Genomic DNA, 26,082 nt, shown 5'->3' on the forward strand with positions numbered 1-26,082 from the left:
AATAATGTTCCTGTTTTGTCACTTTTTTTATACAATTAAAATTTAGCGGTCAACTTCAAGTTTGCTTCAGATTACAGCTATAGTTTTAAAGCGAATGTGATTTACATGAGTTTTAAAGCCGAATATCAATGATATATATATGCTTGCTGATTCTTGCCCTTTCTTCTCTTAATCTTAAAGCACAGGATAATTATGAGATTCAGGTTTATGGTTCTGAAACAGTTGAAAAAGGGAAAACCATGGTTGAACTACACAGTAATTTCACATTAAATGGAAGTAAGACAGTCACTAATGGTGAGCTTGCGACAAACCATGTAGAACATGAAACGATTGAGATAACCCATGGCTGGACAACATGGTTCGAGACCGGCTTCTATTTTTTTAATTCCATAGGTGATGCTGGCAGAACGGCCTATGTTGGTTCACATATCAGACCAAGGGTCGCTGCACCACAGAGTTGGAACTGGCCCGTGGGTGTGAGTATTTCAACTGAATTTGGTTTTCAGAAAAGTGCATTTTCAGCCAATACAAGTACGCTCGAGATAAGGCCTATCGTTGATAAAAAATGGAATAAGCTATATATTTCTGTTAATCCAACGCTGGAGAAAAGCTTCAAGGGGCCAGATGAGAACAGAGGATTTACCTTTTCACCCAATGTTAAAGGCAGCTATGACGTAACCAAAGTTGTTGCACTTGGATTAGAATATTATGGAAGTACCGGTCCCTTTTTCCATTATGATGCTTTCCGGCAACAGGATCATCAATTATTTGCAGCGACGGATCTGAACTTTGATCCTAAATGGGAATTTAACGGCGGTATAGGATATGGTTTTACACAAAATGCAGATAAGGCCATTATCAAAATCATTATAGGCAGGAGGTTTTAAACTGGATACAACTTTACACATTCAGGGTCAGTTACCGGTGCGTTTCTGTTCATCTGAAGAACCGGAGTCGATATGCACCTTGTTGGTCTTCCCGGGTCCGAAACGGCAGGAAAAATTAAGGCTGATGTATCGCGAATAATCCCTGAAATAAGAATATTGATACAATACGAGATTCCGATCAATCCCGTAATGAGCTTCGCTTTGCAAGATGTTATTGGCATTGAGTGAAAGGGATGCTTTTTTGTCAAACAGTTGCCGCTTGATTCCTATGCTCAAGCTAGAATAGGCCCCGAAAGTGGAGTTGACATATTGCCGCTTGGAACTGTATTCAAAGTCACATTCCGCCCACAGGAGTTCATTGAGCTGAAAACTATTATTGGCGGTCAGGTCTATAGAAGCCAGACCGGAATTATTTAAACTATAGCCCCGGGCCTGCCCGGTAAAAGCATTTTAATAAATGGAAACCGTATTGTCGGTTGTCCACCAGCTGGTTATTTTTTTGGTATAAACGAGATCAATATCCCAGGCGCGCGCACCTTGTATATTGATCGGCCTTCGAGTGAGCGTGGTTTGATTGCTGTCCACGAAAGGCAGGGTCCGGATATAGTCTTTATAAATATCATAATTCAGGGTTATGATGAATGTACTTTGCCAAGCCTAGGATAGTTCCCCGTGTCAGGAGGTCTGAGGTCGGAGATGGGGATTGCCCAGGAAAAACAGCATAGCTGTCTGCGGCCTACGGAAAGGTACCAGTTCATGATAATCCGGCCGTTCCGTTCTTCTGCCCAGGCGCAAGACCAGGGTATTTTTTTCATTCAGCTTTTCGTTAAGGAACACGGTCGGAAACAACTGTAAATAGTTCTGATTAATAGACCTACCTGATTGCTGATCATTTCCTTTGGTAACCGTTTGCTCCGCACGCAAACCGGCCTGTAGCGTTAGTTTGCTATAGGTTTGGTTTAGATTAACATAGACTGCATTGATATTTTCGGAGTTGACCGTGTAATCACTTTGCGAAGGATCCGTAATGCTTTGGCCGCCGGTTTGGTTATAATAGATGTTGTCATTAATAACTTTCACATAACTGGATTTGAGGCCCGCTTCGAAACTGCTTTTGTTTTTCAATGGCCGTGTATAATCCACTTTGGTTCCATAAATATCCAGCTGTCTATGTTGTCTTAACAAGACATCGGTTTCACTGAGAAAGTTATTATTGAAATCTTCAAGGGTGTTAAAATTATACTGTAAAGGAAAGTTACGGTATTCCGAATGGTCGGCATCGATATTGATGGACCGACCTGCTGTATCCAGCTGAGGGAGAAGCTGAATACCTGTCGTGTAATTGAAGGGATTATCCTTGAACAAAGAGGTAATTACCTCCCACGGACCTAACAACACCACTCGCAATATCATACAAGATAGAAAGGGCAACATTTGGATTGCTGCATTTGACGGTATTTTTCGATACGATGGAAAATCATATTACTAATATTACCAGTAAAGTAAGTTCGGAATACTTCTTTTCTGTTTTAGAAGATAGGTCGTTATGATGGAAATACTATTACTGACTTTAAAGGGAAACAGGATCGCAAATAATTTGTATAGCTAATAACTTAATTAGCGGCTATGAAACACTTTAATACCTTAAGACAGCAATTCGCTTTAAATCGTCCATAAATTGGTTCGATATTAGTACGGCTTGTGTACATACCGGTTCTATTTATAACCCATAATAACTTGATTATTATGGGTTTATTTTTTTATTAAATTCATAAGACTGCGCAATGACTGCTAAAGTCATTTATTACTAAAATTACCACACCCCCAAATGCGTTACACCCGTATAGCGTTCCCCGCGGCCCTCGTAATATCTCGATACTTTGTATGTCATTAAACAAGGGTGGCGCGGAAAAATAATAAAATTGATAAACACCATCTATATAAGTGGCTATGGCCTGCTCGTTGGAAAAACCTATCACCCCGCAATGTTCAGATTTTGAAAACCGTCAGCTGAATTTGGCAAAAATGTTCCATTAACCCCCGTCAGCCCCCGTTGCGGCAATGTCTTGTTAGCGATAGTTGTTATTATTTCTTCGTCAATTTGTATCTTAAGTGTGTTGTTAAGTCTGATGGTATTACTTCTACAATCTGAAGATCATATTTGTCTTTGTCAATGCCGTCGAAGAGCCGAATACCACTTCCTAAAAAAACGGGAGAAATGTGAATAAAAAATTCGTCCACAAGACCTGCATTGAGATATTGTTGAATAGTATCCGCACCACCTTGTATTCTTATGTCCTTTCCTTTGGCAGATTGCCTTGCTTTTTCTAATGCGCTTTTTATTCCGTCATTGATGAAATAAAAAGTTGTTGTCCCCTTTTGAACCCAAGGTTCCCGTTTTTCGTGTGTTAGAACATAAACATCTGTTTTGTATAAATCTTCTTCCCAATGAACTTCACCCTCTTCAAACATTCGTTTTCCCATAATGTAAGAACCTGTTCTTGCAAACACATCATCAATTAATTTACTATCTGCGCCGTATTCTTCACCGCCTTCCATATTGATGTGTTTCCAAAATGCTTTTTGTTTAAACATCCACATGTGGATTTTTGGAGAAACGCCTCCCATTGGGTTGCTTGGGCTTCTGTTATCGCCGGCGAAAAAGCCATCAAGAGATATCCCGCTGTCAAAGATAATTTTGTTCATAATTTTTATTTATTGTTTGTCAAATTTAATTTTTGTCTGTTGGTTTGATCGTTAGCCCTGTCGCCGACTTTACCGATTTCACTTGTAATTTCTCTTGCTGGTTAATACCATCAAACAACTGTCTACCTTCTCCTTCAACTATCGGATGAACCACAAAATGATAGAATTGAGTATGGTCGCAGTGGCCATCTAAGGTTGTGTTGGTTGCGTAAATTACATTTCTCATTTAATTGGTTTTGATTTTCTGATCCGGTTTATGTGAACCTCAAAATTAAAATATTTCATCCATCGTGGCCAGGGTTATCCGCGACAAAAAAAGGGGGTGTTTACGTCAAAAGCTCTATCGTCAAATTAGTGATAAATGGAGGACTTTGTTGTTGATGTAAGGTAACAACGCCGATCATAGCTGAATCTTCCTCAAGTTTTCACCTTGACTTGTTCTCGATGACGAAAGCTTTTAATTCGGCCATCTTACCATCTCGAAAACGCCAGACATCACAATATAAATAATCAACCATTTTCCCGTCTTCGTCCTTCATACTGATTTTGCCGAGTGCTGTAACAAGCTCCCCTTCGGCGATTAAGTTTTCTACCATGAACTTCGGCGCCTCCATGTATGCTATTGCCATATATTGCCGAACGGCTTCTTTCCCCCGTAGGGTCTTGTCGCCTACAAATATCCATTCTGTATCGTCGGTGCAAAAAGACAGAAAACCCTCATAGTCACCTTCTGTGATAGCTGCATTTGCCTTTTCCAGTATTGTTTTATTATTCGAGTTCATGTAGAATTTCTAATTTTATATTTACCATTAATACTTTTTAAAACGTTCAGGAATAGTAAAAGGTGTTTAAAGGTTCTTTTGTTTTTGGTAATTTTTAATATTGCTTAGTTGCCAGTTCATATCCCATTCCTCGCCGTCAAAATCATGGGCTTACCAGACGTTATCAATATGGTGTGTTCGTGCTGGGCTACAAATCCACCTCTATTACCAACAAACGCCCAACCATCTGAAGCTGTTTCAATAAATGCCGACTTGGTTGAAATAAATGTTTCTATAGCAACAACAGAATCCTTTCTAAATCGCCTGATTTTATCAAAACGATCGTAATAATTCATTATCCCACTGGGCTCTTCATGTAAGCTTCGCCCAACCCCATGCCCACCTAAATCCCTGATAACAACATATCCCGCCTTTTTGGCTTTGGTTTCTATCAGTTTTCCAATATCAGAAATTCTTACTCCCCCGCTAATGTGCGAAATTGCATCCAATAATATTTCTTTGGAAGTATCAATCAAATGTTGTAAACCCTGAATATCTTCTCCAACAACAAATGAGCATCCATTGTCAGACCAAAAACCATCCAGCTCTGCGGATACATCGATATTAATGAGGTCTCCATTTCTCAGAATGACTTTGTCTGAAGGAATGCCATGAGCAAACTCGTTATTGACGCTGATACAGCTATAGCCGGGGAAGCCATAGGTTTCGAACGGGGCAGACTTTGCACCAAGACTCTCTAACAGTTGTCTTCCGTATTCGTCTATACCTTTTGTAGACATGCCTATTTGTGTAAAGGCTTTCATTTTCTGTAAGGTAAGCGCAACAGCCTCACTTACTCTCTTTATGCCTTGCAGCTCTTCTTCCGTTTTTACAACCATGATGCAAAGTTCGGGCTCTTTAAACTATGCTCATAGTAAATATTAGACATAGGTATTATTCGCCGACCATTAATATTTCCCGTAAATTTGCGACATGCCAATAAATTATCTGAAAAAGATACAATTAGGGGAATTTAACGCAGATGGTTATAGAATTAGTCCCGCGACCGAGCTTGAATCTGTGGTCGAAGGCTTTTATATTTTCGCCAGAGACCCCATGGATAATACACATCTTATTTTCAATGATGGGTTTCCCGTGCTTGTATTTTTGCAAAATCGCGAAGATACCGTAATGGTAACAGGACAAAGCAACGCATTTGAAATTAAAGCGGCATGGGCAAGCGCCGGCTCCATTAAGAATATTTATGTAAAATACAATAATAATACCGACCCGATTTTTATAGTTCGTTTCTATCCGGGTGCTTTCTACCGGTTGTTTGGTTTAGACGCTCTATATTTTAGATATAACCCAGTTGCCCCATTTGAATACATTGCCAGGAACAATAACTTTAGTATAAAAGGGTTTTTCGAGCACAATTCTATTGAAGAAAAGGTAGCATTTGTAGAAACATATGTTCAGCATTCTTTTACGGAGATCGATACTCCTGAAACCTTACATAAAACATTGAATTATATCCATAAAATAAAAGGGAAAAGTACTGTACGAAATGTGACCCATGATGCTGGCGTAAACTATAAGTGGCTGGAAAGAAGCTTTGTGCAACATATTGGACTTTTGCCCAAAGAGTACATTCAACTCCAACGTTTTATTCATGCTTACCTGGAATTGGTTGGAAATGAGGATGTCAATTTGATGCGAATCGCCATATCAAACGGATACTATGATGCAAACCACTTTCTAAAAGATTTTAAGGCCTATACCGGAAAAACACCATTGGAGTACCTGAAGTTTCAATCACATGCTGATCTCCGTCAAATAAGTTAAACATGAGCTTGTGTTAGTAACGATTCACTACTCCTCATCAACATTAATTTTCTCCTTCAAATGCAACGCCTTGTAATGCACCAGCAACTCCCCTTTACTATTACTGCTTACTTTTTGTAAAAAACGCCCATTAACAGATATCTTATACTGAGTATTAGAGCTTAGTTCACTGATAAGGTAAGCTAGCGGTGTAGCAGATGACTTGGTTATGCTTTGCTCCCATTCCATTTTCTTTTGCCCCCAGTTATTGAATTTTAATGTTAAGGGTTTATCTGTTGTAACTTGCAGAGCAGCGTGCGGATTGCTGCCATTAAAATAGTACAACTGATTGGCGGTTGCGTTAAAACCAAAACTTTTAGGACTAATCACTTTAAATGTTTTGTTGGATATTGAATAATTGTCATTATCAAGGTTTATGATTAAGCGCTGCCCCCTGAAATTATATTTCAGTTCGGTACCTGCAAGTTCTGGTGTGATATGAGGATCGAGGTAAAAGCGGTTATATAGAGGATTTACCCCATATACAGCCTGATACAAACCTACGATGGACAAGCTATTGCCTGATAAAATATCATCGCCCCGGCCATCCTGTTTCAAACGACCGTATCGCTGGTAGGCTAACCCATCTTTACCGTATTGCTCCAATACATTTTTGACATACTTAACTGCGATAGCGGGATCATAACTGGCGTAAGCTTTAACTCCTAAAGCGCCCCATGATAAAAACAGGTCGCCGTTTTCATATTCAGGAAAAGGGTACTGATATTCTTTCCCTTCAGCTGGAGTATATGAGGTCATGGCTAATGGCCAGAAGAAAAGTTTTTCATGCCTCATTTGTGCCTCTATATTATCCAGAATAAGCTTTTGCCGGGTTTGATCTTCGCAAATACCATAGGCAATGGCCATAAAATTAACCGGGGTAACCATATTACGGCCATGTATGGAATTGTCCTTATCCCGCCAGTGAACGTAACATTTCTTTTCTTCATCCCAAAAACCACCCTCACTGGTGGGTTTATTGAAGCTTACTTTGAGTTTTGATGCGAAGGCTTCGTATTGGTCGGCTTTAGCAGTATTGTGAAGCAAACGTTCTACTGCGGCCCATTTTACCAGGGCATGATAAAGTTTGGCATTCACAAAGGCATTTTCATAGGATGCCCAAATGATATCAATCCAATCGCTGCTGTGTTTTTGCCCTGTAAAATCGGTCATCATTTCAACCAGGCCATTACCATTGCTATCTCTTTTCAGGATCCAATCTAAAGCTTTTTCGCAGGAAAGCTGGTGTGTTTTCACCCATTTCTCATCGCCAGTCATATCATATAATTCGGCCACATTGGTTACTAAATCTGGGTTCGAATCCATGAGTATACCCCATTGGGCCTCATAAAAACCCTCTTTGTTCCATTGGCCCGGCATCGCGTCTTCATTGGTGTAGGCCCAACGTGGATAAACGCGCCCATCTGGCTTTATGGCGTGATCCCGATAAAAATCAAGACAGCTTTTATATCCATTCAAATAATTGGGATCGTTAATACCTAGGCCTAACTGAGCAATATATTGCTCGTGTAAACATATTGGGCCATAAGGCGTTGCCCAGCTATTGCCTCCAAAATGGAGAGAATCAATAACACCAATGCGGGCTATGGTACCCAATACGGCACTCACCTGACCTGCGTTTACACCAACTAACTTACCCCGGCCATATTTTTCCTGATAATCAAAATAACTAAACGTTAAACTCTGCGTGCTTTTACCACCGCTTATATTAAAAGGTGCCCATACATCCGTACCTTTCCTGATAAACCGCCGCCGGTTGGTGCCACTGTCTAAGCGTGGTAACATTTCCTGGTCGGCAACAGTAATTGTATAAGCCATCTGGTCTTCATTCGTACGGGTATACTTCATTGCCACTTCTTTATCAGGTGCGTCAACCGTAATATTTAACCCATTATTGGTTTTACGGTTCCAGAAGCTTGAAGACCGCGTGTGAACGCCATATGTACATAGTTTCTCATTAAACAGGTAAAACCAAGCAATACCACCATAGCCTTGATAAGCCCCCTCCCAGGTGTTAATTCGATCAAAATTAATAACGGGCATAGCGGCTTCCTCTACCTTTACTGCTTTGGAAAAAGATCTTTCTATACGCCACTTAATTCCTTCTTTCTGCTTCAGGAAGGTCCAATTTTCATTAATAGTCAGCTCTTTATCACCATAGCTGATTCTGCTGATCTGAATACCGTCCGGGATACTCGATAATATGGGTTTACCTTTCAACTGCAGGGAAGAATAAGTAATACTGCCCACCTTAACCGATGTAAAGGCCCCGTCCGTTCCACTAACCACCTTCTGCCCATTAACTATAAGCGAAGTAATACTGGCTTTGTTCCCGTAGTTAACTACCATCGACATATGAGAACTAGTTATAGTGATCGATTTATCATCATTAAGTCTCGTTTTCGATATGCCGTTGATAAACGAAAAAAGGAACAGGAAATAAATAAAAATAGTATATACTTTTTTTATAAACATAAACAGCTATGGTTTTAAAATTCAAGGCTTTTTGATGGCGGAAAGATCAAACAGGATAGTATTTATTTGTGGTTTTAAGCGGAATAAAATCCCGTTACCTGGCTCTGAAAAATTACCTTTGATCGATCTAAAAATGTAATCCATACCTTCAAAACGACACGTAATCTGCTTATCGGTGATTTTTTCAAAAGGCAGTTTCGCATCAGCAGCGGTAGTCATATCAAAATACCAGGTATAAGCATGGTCGCTGACTAAAGTCATTTTCAATTCCTTTTCATCCATATCCATTTCAAAAGATCCTTTAACAGACATTAACGGCCAGGATACATGTAAGTGACCGGGTTGAGTTTGACTGTATACCGGATCTTTTCCTTTTACCAATACTTCCTGACCATCAATCAACACTTTTAACCTTAAACCAGCTATTTGATTGGGCTTACTCCAAATATAACCATCTATAACGGGTAAGGTAAAAAAGGAACACTCATTAGATGTTGCTACCTCATTGGTATAAACAGAAGGAAAACTTTCATCAAAAAGGTGAAGATCACGGATACGGAGATTGCCGTTTTCCCATAGCAGGTTGATCCGATAAAAACGACTATCGAACCACACTGTTTTCAAATCGCTTCCCTCGATATCCTTACTTACAGCGAATGAAGTAGCCGGGGTAACTTTATATTTCTCTTTAAACCAGCGCCCGGATGCTTCCATAGTTTCCACCCTGATCTTATGCTCGTCTCTTAGCTTTGCCAGCAAAGGCATCTGAATTTCAAAACCTTTAGCCATAGCATCCCAGGTAAAGGAATTTTCCTGACCCGCCTGTGTATAATTAAACCCAAGACATTTATCCTCCGTAAACGATTTTAAAAACCAGTTTACCCAAGTAGAATCACCACCTCCGAATTTATAAACAGGCTCCAGGGTTACCACTCCCTGGCGCGTCGTTCCCAAACCATTATCATACTGACGTATAGGATCGGATCCAAGCATCCGGAAGATGGGTACCGGAATTTGATTCTTTTCGTTTTGTGCCGGCATATAAGAGTTGATCTTACTCGGGTAATAGGCCTGGTTCCAATACCCCCCCCACAAGGTATAGCCATCTGTACCGTATTGATCCTTGCAATTACTGGAGGCTACAATATGGTACTTTTGATACATATAATTCAGGCTATAGCTATCTATAAACCAGGAACCAACCGATTTAGGATAATATCCAAAGATCCCTTTAAATTCGGTCATGTATACATCAATCAGCTTTACACGTTCTTTTGGCGTGTAACCTGTAGAGAAACCAATATTAGCACGCCAGTCCCAGGGATATCGTCCGCGCCACTGCAACCCAGCCTTCTCTACCTGGGGTTGTGGAATTTCCCACCAGGCCCCTATCTCAAAAGAATCACGAGGTAAGGTCTTCAGTAATTTTTGATATCTCGGGTCAATAAGAGCGTCATATTGCAATAAAAAGGTGCCCCCGAGCTTATACTTTTTCATGATCTCCGCCTGCTTAACCACAGTCTGATATAGTACATCCTCGGTAATTGCTGCATCGCGGGGTTCCAATAAACGTATAAAATTGACGATATTGACAATCCTGGGCGTTGGCTGATCTTTCAGAGGTGCCTTTTCTTGTTTGGTCTGACTTTGAAATGAGCTTAACATGCAAACGCACACCAGTCCTATTATGATAGATCCTCCAAAAACTTTGCTGATTTTATTTTTCATTAAGATAGATTACGGGATAGCGATGGAAGCCATTTTTATTGCGCTATCTTAAAAAAAGATACTGGCTAACTTCATCGCATAGTGTTTATAATGGTTCAGGCTAATGTAATCATAGCTCAAGCATCCACTATCCCTGTCTGTCTTTTTGAGTAATCTGATAAGTCAAATCGTTCTCTGCTTACTAGCACCAATAAAATAATATACGGGTATACCGGCAAGCGCGATGATCAGTCCCGGCCAGGTGTATTGAGGTTTGTATTTAATAAGCAGCAGGCAGAACGCCAACCCCATGATCATGTAAATAAAAGGTAAAACGGGGTATCCAAAAGCCTTATATGGCCGTTCGGCATAGGGCATTTTTTTGCGTAATATAAATATACCGCCGATGGTCAGCACATAAAAAACAACCACCACAAATGATATCATATCCAACAGATCGCCATATTTACCACTCAGACTCCATAAACAAGCAAAAATGCATTGCAGCCATAAGCCAAATCCAGGGACTGCATTTTTATTAAGTGTACCTACCTGCTTAAAAAACAACCCATCTTTAGCCATTGAATAGTACACACGAGCACCGGACATAATGAGGCCATTATTGCAGCCAAAGGTGGATACCATGATCAGTAAGGCTATAATTATGGTACCCGAACTTCCAAATATCTCTTGTGATGCGGTAACACCCACCCTATCCTTTTCTGCCACAGCTATATCATGCAGCGACAATACGCCGGTATACATGATATTGGTTAAAATGTATATCACCGTAACAATGAGTGTACCCAAGGCAAGACTTAAGCCAATGTTTCTTTTAGGATTTTTTATTTCGCCGGCAATAAAAGTTACGTTATTCCAGGAATCACTACTGAATATCGAGCCAACCATGGCTGAGGCGATGGCACCCAGCGCGGCTATAATGGTATAGGATGCTATAGATCCATCAGGTTTTAAACGGTGTATGCTCCAGGCATTATGCCAGTTGCTGCTCCATACAGAAGCCTTTAATGCAAACAAGCCAAAAACAATCAAACCCAGTAAACTAAGCAATTTGGCCATAGTGAATATGGTTTGTACTATTTTACCACTATTGATTCCCCGGGTATTGATATAGGTTAATAATAGAATAACCACAATAGAAAGTAATTGAGCAGGTGATATAGTTATAAAACCAAGATCAATGGCAACCAGATCTTCACTGATCTGCGGCAGCAAATAGGCTGTAAATTTTGCGAAGGCAACACCAACGGCTGCTATAGTTGCAGTTTGTATCACCGTAAAAAAACTCCACCCATATAAAAAACCAACTAAGGGGCTATAAGCTTCTTTTAAATAAACATACTGGCCACCGGCCCTGGGGAACATCGCACTTAATTCGCCATAGCTTAGTGCCGCTGTAAGTGTCATAAAACCGGTGATGAGCCAAACCAATATCAACCAGCCTGCACTGCCCACGTTACGGGTAATATCTGCGCTTACAATAAAAATGCCTGAACCTATCATGCTGCCGGCTACCAGCATGGTAGCATCAATCAGTCTTAACGACGGTTTAAATGAGGTGCTGTTATCCATATAACTAAATGATTAGGGCATTAATGGGGAATGATTAAATAATAACAGCCTTATTTATTAAAGTCATAAAATTTCCAGCTGGTGGTAAAATCCTTACTTAAAGGCTGATTAGTTAACGTAGCTCTTAACATTTCAACAGGAATAAGATTTTCTTTGATAGCCGCGTCATGAAATTGCTTGTAGGTCATTTTACCGCTATCCACCATCTCTTTTTTAAGCTCCATGAGCTGTAGGCCACCTAACAAATAAGCTACCTGGTAAAGCGGACTATAATCGCCCTTAAATGATCGCCGTACTTCACCTTCGGCGTTGGCCCTTTCATGTCCAACTCTATCCACTAAAAAGTCAATACATTGTTGCGGTGTCCAGTTCCCTAAATGATAATTGAGGGAAAATATGATCCGTGCACAACGGTGCATACGCCAAAACAACATACCAACCCGTTCTTCGGGTGTTTTAGCGAAGCCCTTATCATAAAGCAGCAGTTCCCAGTATAGTGCCCAGCCTTCGATAGCAAAAGGGGTGGTAAAATCCTGACGGTATGATTTGTATCGGCTGTTCATAAAATATTGAAGATTATGGCCAGGAATAAGTTCATGCTGTACCGTACCCCTTGAAAAATAGGGATTGTTACCCCGCATACTCATTAACCTGTCCTGTAGCTGCATGGTGTTTGTGGGGTAAGAAATACTGATCTCTTTCCCACCTGTGAAAAACGGGTTTACCAACTGCCGTTCGGGCGACATCATTACCATTCCCCAAGTTTCCTCGGCAAGCGGAGGTATGGTGATCAAATCGCGTTCTTTAATAAAACTAATGGCATCATTATATAGCTTCACAATTAACGCTGGTTGATGCCCCACAGGTACATAACTGTTTTTTACCTTTTCCAGCGCCTTTTTCCAGTCGTTACCAAAACCCATTTCCTGAGATGCCTTGAGCATTTCCTTATCGCACCAGGCAAACTCTTTGTTAGCCAGCTTGATAAGTTCCTCCGGAGTATAAGGAATCATCTCAGCTTGTAACTGATTAATTAGCTCCTGCCTGCCAATTGGCACACCTTTTATGCCACTACCATCTGCTTTTTGAGTAGTGTTAATTTTGCCTTTACTTATAGCAAGGTCACTATACTTTTGTAATGCTTTATCCAGAACTTTGTAGGGCTCGGGTACCCACCAGGTAAAATTAGGATCGTAGGTGTTGTAAAAATTATAGAAATCCTTTAACCTGCCTTTTAAACCCAATAATGCATCCCGGGTCATTTTTGCCAGGGGCATGTCTAAACCCTGAAGATTATGATATGTAGAAGAATCTGTTTTTAGTTCTTTTAGAATAGTATTAAGTTCATCAGCTACCTTTTCCCCTTCCAGATATGTGCCGCGACGTCGTTTTTGTTCCAGTGCATATATCCCATCAGCAAACGAAATATATTTTGTGATCTGCTTATACTGTTCATCCTCTTTTTTTAAACCAAGCAATTCAAAATTTATCTTCTTTTTAAGCAGTATATAATCAACCTTACCATATATACTCAGTGCAGAAAATTCAGTTTTATCAAGCTGTTTTAAATAATCGTTATTAACTTCTGTCAATCTTTTCCGCTGCTCGGGTGAATTGAGCACATCCATTTTATACTGATATTCGGCATGCTCATTAACATTATATGGTGAATAGAAATCTTTAATAGCACTAATATCCTGGCCATACCGGGTGATCAAACCGGCCGTTTCGCTGGTTTGTTCATAAAGAATATTTGGTGTTTGCGCCTTACCTTTGAAGGCATATATGGTTAAAGAAAATGTAATTAGGAGTGTGAAATAGCCTTTAGATGGAGTTGTAAACACTATGTTTTTTATTAAAGGGTAAAGTGAACGCAAATTTTTCTCCAACTATTTTTAACTGGCAACCCTGTTCAGGTTTACCAAATTATTGTTGTAAGTATCCAGGTAACCACGTGGGGAGCTGCCAATAACGTACTTAAAAACCCGGTTAAAATTGGTAATGCTGTTAAACCCGCATTTATAGGCAATGGAGTTGATACTTTCAAATTTATGGGCGATCAGTTTTTTACAGGCTTCGTTGATCCTGATCTCATTTAGAAATGAAATAAAAGTATGACCGGTGTGCTTTTTAAAATAGCGGCAAAATGATTCAGGAGTCATATAAGCAACTTTGGCCACATCCTCCAGCGTAATAGGATCGCTGTAATGCCGCATAATAAAATTATAGATCTTTCCTATACGTATACCCTCATTTTCGGTAATGCCCGGAAGATTACCGTATGTCGATAATGGATCTAATTTATCTTTTAAATTAGTTAGTCCCTTAAGCAGGTATAAAAATTGCACCAGCTGATCAGAACCTGAAGCACTTTTTAAGGTGGTCATTATTTGTGATATTTCACCAGCACTACCATCTGGAACTTTAAATCCTTGCTGGTGCTGCTGCATAAATATCCTGCCCTGAGTCATCTCCGGCAGATCAAAAAAGGGAGCCAAGGTACCCTCCGGATCAAAAAATATAGTTAAAGCCTCTACTTGTTTATTGGTATTATGTGCAAAATACTCCGGGTTACTTTTAAATACATGCGGCAAATTTGATCCTAAAAAAAACACATCTCCAGCCGAATAATCATGCATATTGTTTCCAGCTATCAAAGTTCCCTCACCTTGCCTTATCCAGGTGATCTGGATTTCTTTATGCCTGTGCAGATATGGATAATGATGAGGTAGACAAACTTTTTCCACTATCACACTTTTATCATGTGGCAGCGGGATGGTAAATTGTAAAACTTTCATCTTGATATGAGTTAATTCTTCCTGAATTTACATTTACTTAACTTAAAAAACTAATAATTGAGTAAAACAGGATAATATCCGGTTACTATTTGCTAATTTATTGTGATAGGCCGGTAAAAATTGCTTTGAAAACTGATAGTCAATTCGCTTTTTATTGTTAAATAAACAATTTTAAAATATACAATTATGAATATCAAATACGTCTATTTATAATTGTTTACTGAACAATTATAAATAGACGTATAACGGATACTTTGTCAATAAAAGTATAAATAGTGTGAGATTGTTGGATCTGCCTATCGGTCAGGAGCAAACTCATTGATATTAATGGATGTTGGTTTGCCCGAAATAACTTCGGTCACCAATAAACCTGTGGCCGCACCCAAACTTAAGCCCATCATACCATGCCCAGTGGCTATAGTAAGGTTGGAATATTTATTACTCCTGCCTATATAAGGCAATCCATCGGCAGATGATGGTCTGAAACCAAACCATATATCTTTTTGCTGGGGAACAACTGGTTTAAGTCCGGGAAAGTATTTCGGTACGGATTCTACTATACCTTTTACCCTGTTCATATTTACCCGGTTATTGATCCGGTCAAGCTCCATTGTTCCTCCGTAACGCAAACCTCCGTTCATGGGTGTAATGGCAACCCTGGCTTCGGCCAGCAAAGCGGGGATCTGCATGATTTCGGCATTATCCTGAACATTAAAGGAGTAGCCCTTGCCTGGCATCAGCAAAATTTTCAATCCTAATAATTTGCCGATTGATGGTGACCATGAGCCACCTGCCACGACATATTCATCTGCGGTAAATTCTTCCCAGGATGACCATACCCGGCTTACTTTACCGTTTGAAGTTTCAATTTTTGTAACCTCTTTATTAGTGACCAGGTTAACGCCCACAGCCCGTAAATATTTAAGCAAAGCAGTCATCAACTTATTGGGCGAAAGATGCGCATCGCAAGCGTAATGTACGGCGCCTAATACATCCAGGTTAAGTTTGGGTTGCAGCTTCATACAATCAGCCGGGCTAAGCACCTTCATATCCAATCCCAATTGTCGCCCTTTTTCGGCCATGTGAGCTTCTTCCTCTCCGGCCTTTTCGGTTTTATAAAACATCAGGATGCCCTTTTCAACCAGATCAAATTCAAAATCGGGCTCTTTGCTCAACTCCTGATAAAGCTTCTTACTAAGCAGCGAAAGTTCGGTTAAAGGAATAGCCGACTTTTCTACATGCGCGGCATTAGCCTTTTTCAGAAATTTAAGCCCCCATGATATTAATTCCGGATTTAGCGAGGGTTTCACATAAAACGGACTTTTGCTGCTAAACATCCAACGGATACCCTGACTTACCATGCCCGGCGTAGCTAAGGGTATAAAATGACTTGGTACAATCATACCGGCATTTCCGTGGGAGCAATTGTCGGTCATATCCCCTTTATCAATCACGGTAACCTGGTGCCCGGCTTTATGTAAATAATAAGCAGAACTCAAGCCAACGATCCCACCGCCAATAATCAGCACTCTAGCCATAATTGTATTTTGAACTATTGAAATATTTGATTTTAGAAATGAAACAGGTTATATCACCTGGAAACCGTGTGCGTAAGGATCATCATCATCTATCTTGATGGTATTGTAGCCATAAACTTTGGCCCAACCTTCCACACTCGGAATTATGGCATCTATATCATTGATCTTAACCACCTCTTCCACCCTGCCTGTAAATTTACTACCGATGATACTTTCATGTATAAATGGCTCACCAACCTGCAGTTTTCCCTTGGCATGCCATTGCGCCATACGGGCAGACGTACCAGTGCCGCAAGGCGATCTGTCGATAGCCTTATCGCCATAAAATACGGCATTTCTGGCTGTAGCATCATCTGATAATGTAGCCCCGGCCCAAAGGATATGCGTACAGGTATTTATGGTAGGATCCTGCGGATGGATAAACTCATATTTTTCATTAATGCGTTTGCGTAACACCTGACTCCAGGCAATCAATTGCCCGGCAGTATAATGTTCGATCCCTCCGAAATTGGGTTGCGGATCAACTATAGCGTAATAATTTCCGCCGTAGGAAACATCAATAGTGAGCATACCTAAATCAGGACACTCTACCTGTAAATCTGTTGCTGCAAGATACGCAGCCACATTTTTGAGCTTTACCGAAGTAACCTTTTTGCCCTCCTGTTTATATTCAATTAAAACCAGTCCCGCGGGTGCTTCCATTCGGATAATGCCGGGTACTTTGGGTTGTATCAGCCCTTCTTCTACAGCAATAGTGATGGTTCCAATGGTACCATGCCCGCACATAGGCAAACATCCGCTGGTTTCAATAAACAAAACCGCCACATCGTTTTCCGGATCATGAGGTGGGTAAAGGATACTGCCCGACATCATATCATGCCCCCTTGGCTCAAACATTAAGCCCGTCCTGATCCAATCATACTCCTTTAAAAAATGCTGGCGTTTTTGGCTCATGTTGTCGCCTTTCAGGGTCGGGCCTCCCCCAGCCACCAATCTTACGGGGTTGCCACAGGTATGCGCGTCTATACAGAAAAAAGTTTTACTGGCCATATATTGTATTATAATGCAACCTCAGTTAACTTACCCCAGCTGCCTACTGGCAATACCGGACGAACAGCCAATGCGTCGCTGATAATCTTTTGAACTTTTTCACGTTCTGCACCCACTAAAGGTAAACGTGGGGCACGCACATTTTCGGTACCTATGCCGGTAGCTACTTCTGCCAATTTAATGTATTGTACCAATTTAGGATGGATATCCAACTCCAGCACCGGTAAAAACCAACGGTAAATAGCCAATGCTTCATCATATCTTTTAGCCTTAACCAAACGGTATATAGCCACAGTTTCTTTAGGGAAAGCATCAACCAACCCGGCTACCCAGCCATCGGCACCCATCACTAAGCTCTCCATAGCTAAAGGGTCAACCCCTGTTAGTATTTTAAACCTGTCGCCAAAGCGGTTAATCATCCGGGTAACATTTGACACATCACGGGTTGATTCCTTTACTGCCTGTATATTATCATAGGCTGCAAGCTGCTCAAACATATTCAACGTGATCTCCACCTTGTAATCAACAGGGTTATTGTAGATCATGATAGGTAACTCTGTGCTTTTAGCAATGGTAGTGATATAGGTTATAGTTTCGCGCTCTTCACTGTTGTAACGCATTGGTGGCAATAACATTAAGCCATCCGCGCCATTGTCTAATGCTTTTTGTGCGCATATAACGGCAGCTTTGGTTGTTTGCTCCGCGATATTCAATATTACAGGTACTTTTCCATCTACAAAAGCTACGGTGTGGGCAAGCAGGGCATATTTTTCCTGGTCGCTTAACACACTTGCTTCACCTAAAGATCCGCCCAGTATAAAACCGTCAACACCGGCTTCCAGTTGAGCATTTAAGTTAATATCAAAAGCTTCAAAATCCAGTTCATCATTATCGGTAAACTTGGTAGTTACAGCGGGTAGTACGCCCTTCCAATCAAAAGTTATCATTTCTAAATGTTTTTTACAAAATTAGCCCGGCATCCCATATTAATAAGCCATTAATTTAACAGGTACTAACCATATTTTATCCAACAAAACCATTTTTAATACACACACCATGATAAATCATGATGCAAAAAACTTTTTAAACCTTAAATTTTAACAAATTTCTGATCGAAAACAGGGTAAAAACAGCTCAAAACTGTTCGAAAAACATCGATTTTAACACTTTTTAACAAATTTTAACGCGGTTTTAATATGTTTTTTTTACTTTAAAAAGTATTAAATTACTGATAATCATATAATTAAATAAAAAAAGACCTATTTTGAGACCTTTTTAATCTGAACTAAAACGGCCCGGTTGCATTTTTATATACAACCGGGCCGTTATCTATACAAATATACTAAATTAATTAGCAAGATTCAAGTAACAACAAAACGCAGATGACTCACCCGATCTGCGCTTAGCTGGATCACCCACTCTCCGGTTACGCCGCAAAGAGTGCCTTCAAAAACGGCAAGACCTATTGCCTTACCCTTTTATTGCGCATCCCACCAAACCCTATCCGTTAGTTTGGCGCTTTGCTGCGGTTGTGGGTTTGAAATAATTTCGGTTTGCGGATATAATACTCTTCTCGGAATAGTAGAAAGCGCGTTTGGTACCGCTGGCAATACCGGGAACCCTGTACGCCTGAAATCGGTAAAGTTTTCCAGTGAAAGGAAATTCGCTATCCCTTTTTCTTCGATGATCAGCTGCTCCGCATTAGCGTTAGTCAATGGCCTTGAAGCGATATAGGTATTCGCGTTAGCCGTGCTCACCCCCAATTTTGTCATGTGCGATGATATGGCGCTTTGATAAATGGACTGCGCACTGCTAAAACCAGAAAGTATGAGCGTGGCTTCGGCTTTTATAAACAAGGCTTCGGAGTAATTTACAATATAATTGCTTGCCCCGGTAGCGCCGTAAAAACTTCCCGGGCGCGAGTATTCTTCCAGCTGGCCAATAGTGTTTAACCCTTGATCTAACCCGGTATACAAGCCGGTGGCAGTTGCAGGGGCAACCATAATGGTTAAACGCGGATCATTACGTGTTTTAAAACCATTAACCGCGGTGCTGGCCATTACAATAGTGCTGGCTGATATAAAATTCTGTTGCCACGGATTTTCTGCACCGGCAGCGCCACCGTAGGCCATTTTAAAATCATCATCATTTGATTGCATTCCGTTTTGAAGCGCTGTAAGGGCTAATTGTGCCTGTGTGGCAGCCGTATATCCTGCCGCTTTGGTCAGGTGCATATAATAACGGGCTTTTAAAGTATAAGCCAGCTTTGTCCATTTACTCATATCGCCTGCATAAAAGAAATCATCTCCACCCGGAGTTATAGTGCCGTTTTTGGCAATGTCGGCAATACCTCCATCCAGCAAGCTTTGTATGGTAGTATAAATATCTTTTTGGGCATCATATACGGGTGTAAAATTAGCAGTTCCCTTAAAAGCCTGCGAGTACGGAATATCACCCCACAGATCTGTTCCGGTGCCCAGGCAATAGGCGGTTAAAATTTTGGCAATACCGGCATAGTTTGTTTTTCCATCGGCAACGGCCTTTGCATTTAGCGTTACCAGGTTATTTAAACAGATCACATAAAGCGTCCTCCAGTCATCATTCATATCGGTATTATACATTAAATAAGTGCCTGCATTAGGCGCAACCTGATTTAGCGCCGCCACCTGCATATATTCCTGTACAATTACAGCTACATTGCCTGCATATAATTTTGATGATAATGCTACTTCAAGCGGGGCAAGTATCTGGGGCTCGGCCACATCAAGGGGCTGATTGGGGTTGGTATTTACGTCAATATATTTTTTACAACCTGAAACACTTATCAGGATACATGACATTAAAATCATTGATATTTTTTTCATGATATTTTTTAATTGATAAATGATGATTAAAGGGTAAGCTTCATGCTAAAATCGATAGACCTGGATGTGGGTACAGAAAAGGAATAAATACCCTGCGAACCATTTGATGAACCGAACGAACTTACTTCAGGGTCGCCGCCGGTAAAGTGTGGCGCGTATATCCACAGGTTACGCCCGGTTACGCTAAAATTAACGGTTTTGAAAGGACTCCCTCTCAACCATGATGGTTTTACGGTATAACCCAGACTTACATTTCTTAATTTGATATAGGTGCCGTCCTGTATTACAGATTCGGTTATACCATTTATACGTTGATAATAAGCTTGTCCGTTAACAGCAGTAGTATTAGGTTGCCCGGTTGCTTCGCTAATTCCCGGAACCACCCGCAGCCCCCTGTTTTCAGTTACTTTAGGCGTTCCGTAAAAATATCCGTAACCATCCACATTGTTCTGGATATCGCCGCCTTTTTTCACATCAAAGAAAAAGCTAAAATTAAACTGTTTGTATTTGAGGTTATTGGCAACTCCACCTGTCCAATCAGGGTTAATATTGCCTATAATACCTTGTGTATCATCGGCATAAGGCAATCCGCTGGCATCAATTAATAACTTACCCTCTGCATTGCGTGCATAGCGTGTACCATATATGGTTCCATAAGGCTGACCTACAATAATTGTAGTAAAAGTATTTCCAATCTGTTGCAAATCGCCATCAATTGCCAGAACCTTATTCCGGATACGGCTGTAGTTGATGGTCATGTTCCAGGTAAAGTCCTTTGTTTTTACCGGCACCACGTTCAATAATAGTTCAATACCTCGGTTTTGCATTATTCCGGTGTTTACAGTAGTACCGTCATAACCTGTTGATGGTGCAATACTCACTCCCGGAATCAAACCATCCTTTGTTTTTTTGGCAAAATAAGAAGCTTCTAAACTTATCCTGTTATTAAAAAAACCGGTCTCAAACCCTGCTTCAAATTCATTTATCCGCTCATTTTTTAAATTAGGATTACCCAGCGTAGGGCTCAGTAAAAATCCTGCCTGGCCGTTGTAAGGGAATGAAATATTACGAATAATGTTATCTTTACTTTGAGTAAGATACGGAGTAGTAAGTGAATAAGGAACCACATTACTGCCGCCAACCGTAGCATAGGATATTCTGAATTTACCCAGGTTCATGATATCCTGAAATTCTTTGGAGAAAAACTCAGAGAATATAAAACTGGTTGCTACAGACCCATAAGGGTAAAAATTATGCGCTGTTGATAGTACAGAGCTTCCGTCATACCTGCCGGTTAAAGACAGGATCAGGAATTTTTTATACTCAATATTTGACTGAGCGTAAAAGCCGACCCTTCGTGTATTGTATTGATTTTCAATAAAAGTGACAGTCGAAGCCGAGCTGATATTATTAAGATCCGCTACAGAAAGCCCAACACCATTGGCATAAGCGGTTTCTGAATATTGAGAATAAATATTGTTCCCGATAACGCCATCAATATTAAAATCACCAAACTGATGATTAGCGCTTACGATCAAGTCGTTATTAAATTGCCTGAAATTGGTATTATTAACTACAATACGACCGGTAGGATTAGATACTGACTGGGCCGATTCATGATATCTATCCTGTTCGGTATATACATCAGCGCCAAATCTTTCAGTTACGGTAAGCCATTTTAATGGTTTATAATCGGCCGTAAAGGTTGGCAAAAAACGGTTTACACCTGATTTATTAGAAATATTATCCAATACCCAGTAAGGATTGTTTCTGGAATAACGATACAAGCGCTGGGTGCCATCTGCATTTTCATAAGGTAGCAGGTTGTATGATATCGGGGCTGTAAAAATAGTCCATACAGGGCTCTCTAAAGCATAACCTTCGGGCAAGCGGTTATTTTGCGAATTGGTATAATTTAACTGGAATGTTGTAGTTAAATTTGGAAGGATCTGAGCGCTGTATTTGGCAAATACGGCGTTCCGCAGAAACTTGGTAGTTGGCACCGTACCCTGCTGATTAAAATTAGAATAAGATATATAGTAGTTAGAAGCAGCCCCGCCACCGTTTATACTAAACACATTATTGTAGGTATGCCCGGTTTTAAAAAACAAATCGGACTGGTTGTACTTTTTTGCCGGCTGACCATTTATTTTTAAGGTATCCATCAATGGGCCCCAGGAAGTGCTGGTTTTCATATCATCGCCATTATAATAAATACCATTTGTACCCTGGGCATATTTGCTTTGTATTTGCGGCAGCAGCGGGTTTTCGAAGGAGAAATCAGAAGTAAAATTAATGGTCGGTTTTTTATTGGTTGAGCCGGTTTTGGTAGTAATGATAATAACACCATTTGCACCCAACGAACCATATAAAGCCGTAGCCGCGGCACCTTTTAACACGTTGATATTTTCAATTATGGAAGGGTCAATGTCGGCTACCCTGCTGGAACCAGGCCCTGAATTGAGGTTCCCGGTTTCACTGTTATCGATCGGGATACCGTCAACAACCATTAAAGCATCATTGTTTCCGTAAAACGATGATGCACCACGAACAACTATACGCGTTGAACTACCTGGGCTGCCAGATGAGCTGGTGATCTGTACACCGGATACTTTTCCGGCTATATCATTAACCAGGTTAGGATCTTTGCCCTGCACCAGGTCGGTACCTTTGATCTCCTGGCTGCTGTAGGTTAATACTTTTTTGTCGCGCTTAATTCCCAACGCGGTAACCACTACTTCGCCAAGTGTTTTATTGTCTTCTGCTAAAACAATATTAACCTGATTAGTATTGGCTACCTTAACATCTTTCGCGGTAAAACCAATAGCTGATACACTGAGAATAACAGGAGCATTGCCATCAATAGTAAATATACCCTCGGCATTGGTGATAGTGCCTTTATGAGTACCTTTTATTTTAACAGATGCGCCTGGTATAGACAGGCCTTTTTCGTCTGATACCTTCCCTTTTAATGTAATTATTTGCGCACTGGCATTATAACCAAACACAAAAATGCCTAAAAAGAGCAAAATAAGCCTTTTGAGTAATCGTTTTAGCTTCATAAATTAATTCTTGGGGGTTAAAAAATTATTACTTAAGTCTGATTTCTTCAGATTATGTAAAAATATTTACCCCAATAGTTAATTTTTTAGCAAAAATTCACCACAACTACCCGCATATTACCATCATTTCAATAAACAACTATAAAAATTATAAAATTTCATTAAAATAACAACACATATTAACTAACTCCCTAAATACACACCCTATTATTGATCGAGACTCGTAAAGTAACAGTATAGTAACCCAAACCAGTTAAAATCCGGTTATCACCAGCAAAATATCATCAATAATTATTCATGATATTCGGGTAACTTTACGCTATATGTTTAATTGTTATAATCACACGAAATCTGCTGCTTTATTAATAAAATGGGGTTTATCCTTTCTCATTTGCTTTACGGCAGTAATAAGCGTACAGGCACAATCATATGTACCCGAATGGAAGGATAGCCGGATAAAAGTAAAATCGGATATAGCGATACAAGCCTATTCATTTGATTTAAAAGAGGTTCAACTACTGGAAAGTCCTTTTAAACAGGCGATGCAGGTTGATGCCGCATATTTATTATCTATTGAGCCCGATCGTTTGCTATCCGGGTTTCGCTCCCACTCCGGCTTAAAACCTAAGGGTAAACTGTACGAAGGCTGGGAATCATCCGGTTTAGCAGGCCACACGCTGGGGCATTATTTGTCGGCCATTTCCCTGCATTATGCTTCGACCCGGGAACCAGAATTTTTAAAACGAATAAACTATATAGTTGCAGAACTTAATGAATGCCAGCTGGCGCGTAAAACAGGTTACGTTGGCGCTATCCCGAAAGAAGATACAATATGGGCCGAAGTTGCCAAAGGCGATATCCGATCCAGGGGTTTTGATTTAAATGGTGGCTGGTCGCCCTGGTACACTGTGCATAAAGTGATGGCCGGGCTTTTGGATGCCTATTTATATGGTCATAATACCCAGGCGCTTAAAATATGCCAGGGCATGGCCAACTGGACGGGCGAAACTATTAAAAACCTGGACGATGATCAGCTACAGAAAATGTTATTGTGCGAATATGGCGGTATGCCAGAAACCCTTACCAATTTATATGCTATAACCGGCAACAAGAAATACCTTGATCTGTCTTACAAATTTTATGATAAGCGAATTTTAGATCCACTGGCTCAAAAACAAGATATTTTACCGGGCAAGCACTCCAATACCCAAATACCTAAAATAATTGCCAGCGCCCGACGGTATGAACTTACCGGTGATAAAAAAGACCAAACCATTGCCAATTTCTTTTGGGAAATCATTACAGACCACCACTCCTATGCCACCGGAGGAAACAGTAATTATGAATACCTGAGCGAACCGGATAAACTAAACGATAGACTGACAGACAATACCACTGAAACCTGCAATACTTATAATATGCTTAAACTCACCAGGCATTTATTCGCGGTTGCACCGTCAGCGGCATTGATGGATTATTACGAGAAGGCCCTGTATAACCACATCCTCGCTTCGCAAAACCATGCAGATGGCATGATGTGTTACTTTGTATCGTTAAGAATGGGTGGCAAAAAAGAGTATAGTACTCCCTTTGACACCTTTACTTGTTGTGTTGGCTCGGGTATGGAAAATCATGTAAAATATAACGAAAGCATCTACTTCAGGGGTGCCGATGGTAGTCTTTATATTAACTTATTTATCCCGTCGGTATTAAACTGGAAAGAGAAAGGCGTTACCGTTAAACAAGAAAGCAATTTACCCGCAAGCGATCATATTACTTTTACTGTTAACGCAATCAAACCCACCATTTTTGCTATCCGTATCCGTAAACCTAAATGGAGCGGTAATGCAAACATCCGCATCAATGGTAAGCTACAGCAACTTAAGCCTGATATGCAAGGCTATTTTGTTTTAACCCACAAATGGGGCAAAAACGATAAAATAGAACTGAATACCCCTGAAAATATCTATACGGAAGCGATGCCCGATAACGCGAACCGGCGCGCCATATTTTATGGCCCGGTATTGTTAGCTGGTATCTTAGGAAATACCGAGCCCGATCCGCTGAAAGGTGTGCCCGTTTTTGTGACCAACGAAACCAACCCCAATAACTGGTTGCAAATGGTTGATAAAAAACAGCTGAATTTTCGCACGGTAAATATTTCACGCCCTGATGAGGTTAAACTGATCCCTTTTAATCAAACCAAAAACGAATACTATTCGGTTTACTGGGACGTATTTACGCCTGAAGCATGGGCCGTTCAGCAAAAAGCCTATGACGAACAAAAGAAAAAACAACAGGAACTGGAAGCCCGCACCACTGATATTTTACGCGTAGGTGAAATGCAGCCTGAACGCGATCATAATTTCAGTGGTGAAAATGCCACTACCGGCGAAGACCATCAGAAAAAATGGCGATCGACCGAAAACGGCGGATATCTTTTATATGAAATGAAGGTGGATGCCAACACCCAAAATACGCTAATCAATACCTATTGGGGAATGGACAATCGGGGTCGCACTTTTGACATTTTGATTGACGGCGTGAAACTAGCCACAGAGGATCTGAACCAGTATAAAGAAAGCCGTTTTTATGATATCAGCTACATCATTCCTATAGAGTTAACCAAAGGCAAACAAAAGGTAACTATTAAGCTATTGCCCAAAAAAGATAATAGCGCGGGTCCGGTTTATGGCAGCAGGATGGTAAAAAATTAAATAATCAAAAAGAAGAAAC

19 protein-coding genes and 1 pseudogene are annotated in these 26,082 nt (G+C 40.5%); 4 read left to right on the forward strand and 16 right to left on the reverse strand.

Features of this window, described 5'->3' with window-relative positions; all coding sequences use genetic code 11:
* The first annotated feature begins 128 nt into the window (after positions 1 to 128).
* Positions 129 to 887, forward strand: a complete 759-nt coding sequence (locus BW976_RS00375; RefSeq protein WP_076369294.1) for a hypothetical protein — start codon at positions 129 to 131, stop codon at positions 885 to 887.
* A 27-nt stretch (positions 888 to 914) separates the two neighbouring features.
* On the opposite strand, the pseudogene BW976_RS29960 reads toward BW976_RS00375, so the two are convergent.
* Positions 915 to 2,300, reverse strand: a pseudogene (locus BW976_RS29960) (outer membrane beta-barrel family protein).
* Between BW976_RS29960 and BW976_RS29965 the strand changes: the two are divergent.
* Positions 2,245 to 2,376, forward strand: a complete 132-nt coding sequence (locus BW976_RS29965) for a two-component regulator propeller domain-containing protein (RefSeq protein ID WP_394333008.1) — start codon at positions 2,245 to 2,247, stop codon at positions 2,374 to 2,376. The pseudogene BW976_RS29960 and the gene BW976_RS29965 sit on opposite strands and share 56 nt — an antisense overlap.
* A gap of 280 nt (positions 2,377 to 2,656) precedes the next feature.
* Here BW976_RS29965 and BW976_RS00390 read toward each other — a convergent pair whose 3' ends face one another.
* The 5 genes from BW976_RS00390 to map all read right to left on the reverse strand — a co-directional run bounded on the left by BW976_RS00390 (position 2,657) and on the right by map (position 5,253).
* The gene (locus BW976_RS00390; protein WP_245834585.1) at positions 2,657 to 2,866 is read right to left on the reverse strand and encodes a TonB-dependent receptor plug domain-containing protein; all 210 of its coding nucleotides are present in this window, start codon (positions 2,864 to 2,866) and stop codon (positions 2,657 to 2,659) included.
* Between the two features lie 106 nt (positions 2,867 to 2,972).
* Positions 2,973 to 3,593, reverse strand: coding sequence for a dihydrofolate reductase family protein (locus tag BW976_RS00395; RefSeq protein WP_076369300.1), 621 nt, complete (start codon positions 3,591 to 3,593; stop codon positions 2,973 to 2,975).
* A gap of 25 nt (positions 3,594 to 3,618) precedes the next feature.
* Positions 3,619 to 3,819 (reverse strand): dihydrofolate reductase family protein, encoded by a 201-nt coding sequence (locus tag BW976_RS00400; protein ID WP_076369302.1) that lies wholly within the window; start codon positions 3,817 to 3,819, stop codon positions 3,619 to 3,621.
* 199 nt (positions 3,820 to 4,018) lie between these two features.
* Positions 4,019 to 4,375, reverse strand: a complete 357-nt coding sequence (locus BW976_RS00405; RefSeq protein WP_076369304.1) for a nuclear transport factor 2 family protein — start codon at positions 4,373 to 4,375, stop codon at positions 4,019 to 4,021.
* Positions 4,376 to 4,491: 116 nt separating this feature from the next.
* Positions 4,492 to 5,253: a type I methionyl aminopeptidase gene (gene map / locus BW976_RS00410; protein ID WP_076369306.1), complete on the reverse strand. Its 762-nt coding sequence runs from the start codon at positions 5,251 to 5,253 to the stop codon at positions 4,492 to 4,494.
* A 94-nt stretch (positions 5,254 to 5,347) separates the two neighbouring features.
* Between map and BW976_RS00415 the strand changes: the two genes are divergently transcribed.
* Complete coding sequence (locus BW976_RS00415) at positions 5,348 to 6,199, forward strand: helix-turn-helix domain-containing protein (RefSeq protein ID WP_076369308.1); 852 nt, start codon at positions 5,348 to 5,350, stop codon at positions 6,197 to 6,199.
* Between the two features lie 27 nt (positions 6,200 to 6,226).
* On the opposite strand, the gene BW976_RS00420 is transcribed toward BW976_RS00415, so the two are convergent.
* The 10 genes from BW976_RS00420 to BW976_RS00465 form a co-directional block, all read right to left on the reverse strand.
* The gene (locus BW976_RS00420; RefSeq protein WP_139332146.1) at positions 6,227 to 8,614 is read right to left on the reverse strand and encodes an alpha-L-rhamnosidase-related protein; all 2,388 of its coding nucleotides are present in this window, start codon (positions 8,612 to 8,614) and stop codon (positions 6,227 to 6,229) included.
* A 141-nt stretch (positions 8,615 to 8,755) separates the two neighbouring features.
* Positions 8,756 to 10,462: a hypothetical protein gene (locus tag BW976_RS00425; protein WP_076369312.1), complete on the reverse strand. Its 1,707-nt coding sequence runs from the start codon at positions 10,460 to 10,462 to the stop codon at positions 8,756 to 8,758.
* Between the two features lie 162 nt (positions 10,463 to 10,624).
* A complete protein-coding gene (locus BW976_RS00430) occupies positions 10,625 to 12,034 on the reverse strand; it encodes an APC family permease (protein WP_076369314.1) in 1,410 nt (469 codons plus the stop codon).
* Positions 12,035 to 12,084: 50 nt separating this feature from the next.
* A complete protein-coding gene (locus tag BW976_RS00435; protein WP_245834586.1) occupies positions 12,085 to 13,878 on the reverse strand; it encodes a DUF885 family protein in 1,794 nt (597 codons plus the stop codon).
* Positions 13,879 to 13,929: 51 nt separating this feature from the next.
* On the reverse strand, positions 13,930 to 14,832 hold the full coding sequence (locus BW976_RS00440) for an AraC family transcriptional regulator (protein ID WP_076369316.1): 903 nt from the start codon (positions 14,830 to 14,832) through the stop codon (positions 13,930 to 13,932).
* 296 nt (positions 14,833 to 15,128) lie between these two features.
* Positions 15,129 to 16,370, reverse strand: a complete 1,242-nt coding sequence (locus BW976_RS00445) for an NAD(P)/FAD-dependent oxidoreductase (protein ID WP_076369318.1) — start codon at positions 16,368 to 16,370, stop codon at positions 15,129 to 15,131.
* A 48-nt stretch (positions 16,371 to 16,418) separates the two neighbouring features.
* Complete coding sequence (locus BW976_RS00450) at positions 16,419 to 17,420, reverse strand: 4-hydroxyproline epimerase (RefSeq protein WP_076369320.1); 1,002 nt, start codon at positions 17,418 to 17,420, stop codon at positions 16,419 to 16,421.
* An 8-nt stretch (positions 17,421 to 17,428) separates the two neighbouring features.
* Positions 17,429 to 18,367: a dihydrodipicolinate synthase family protein gene (locus BW976_RS00455; RefSeq protein ID WP_076369322.1), complete on the reverse strand. Its 939-nt coding sequence runs from the start codon at positions 18,365 to 18,367 to the stop codon at positions 17,429 to 17,431.
* Positions 18,368 to 18,898: 531 nt separating this feature from the next.
* Positions 18,899 to 20,284, reverse strand: a complete 1,386-nt coding sequence (locus BW976_RS00460; RefSeq protein WP_076369324.1) for a SusD/RagB family nutrient-binding outer membrane lipoprotein — start codon at positions 20,282 to 20,284, stop codon at positions 18,899 to 18,901.
* A 26-nt stretch (positions 20,285 to 20,310) separates the two neighbouring features.
* Positions 20,311 to 23,346, reverse strand: a complete 3,036-nt coding sequence (locus BW976_RS00465) for a SusC/RagA family TonB-linked outer membrane protein (protein ID WP_076369326.1) — start codon at positions 23,344 to 23,346, stop codon at positions 20,311 to 20,313.
* 323 nt (positions 23,347 to 23,669) lie between these two features.
* Between BW976_RS00465 and BW976_RS00470 the strand changes: the two genes are divergently transcribed.
* Entirely contained in the window at positions 23,670 to 26,063 is a 2,394-nt protein-coding gene (locus BW976_RS00470; RefSeq protein WP_084191987.1) for a glycoside hydrolase family 127 protein, read from the forward strand.
* Positions 26,064 to 26,082: the final 19 nt, after the last annotated feature.

It is taken from the genome of Mucilaginibacter lappiensis, from assembly GCF_900155965.1.
In the GTDB taxonomy this organism is placed as follows: Bacteria; Bacteroidota; Bacteroidia; order Sphingobacteriales; family Sphingobacteriaceae; genus Mucilaginibacter; species Mucilaginibacter lappiensis.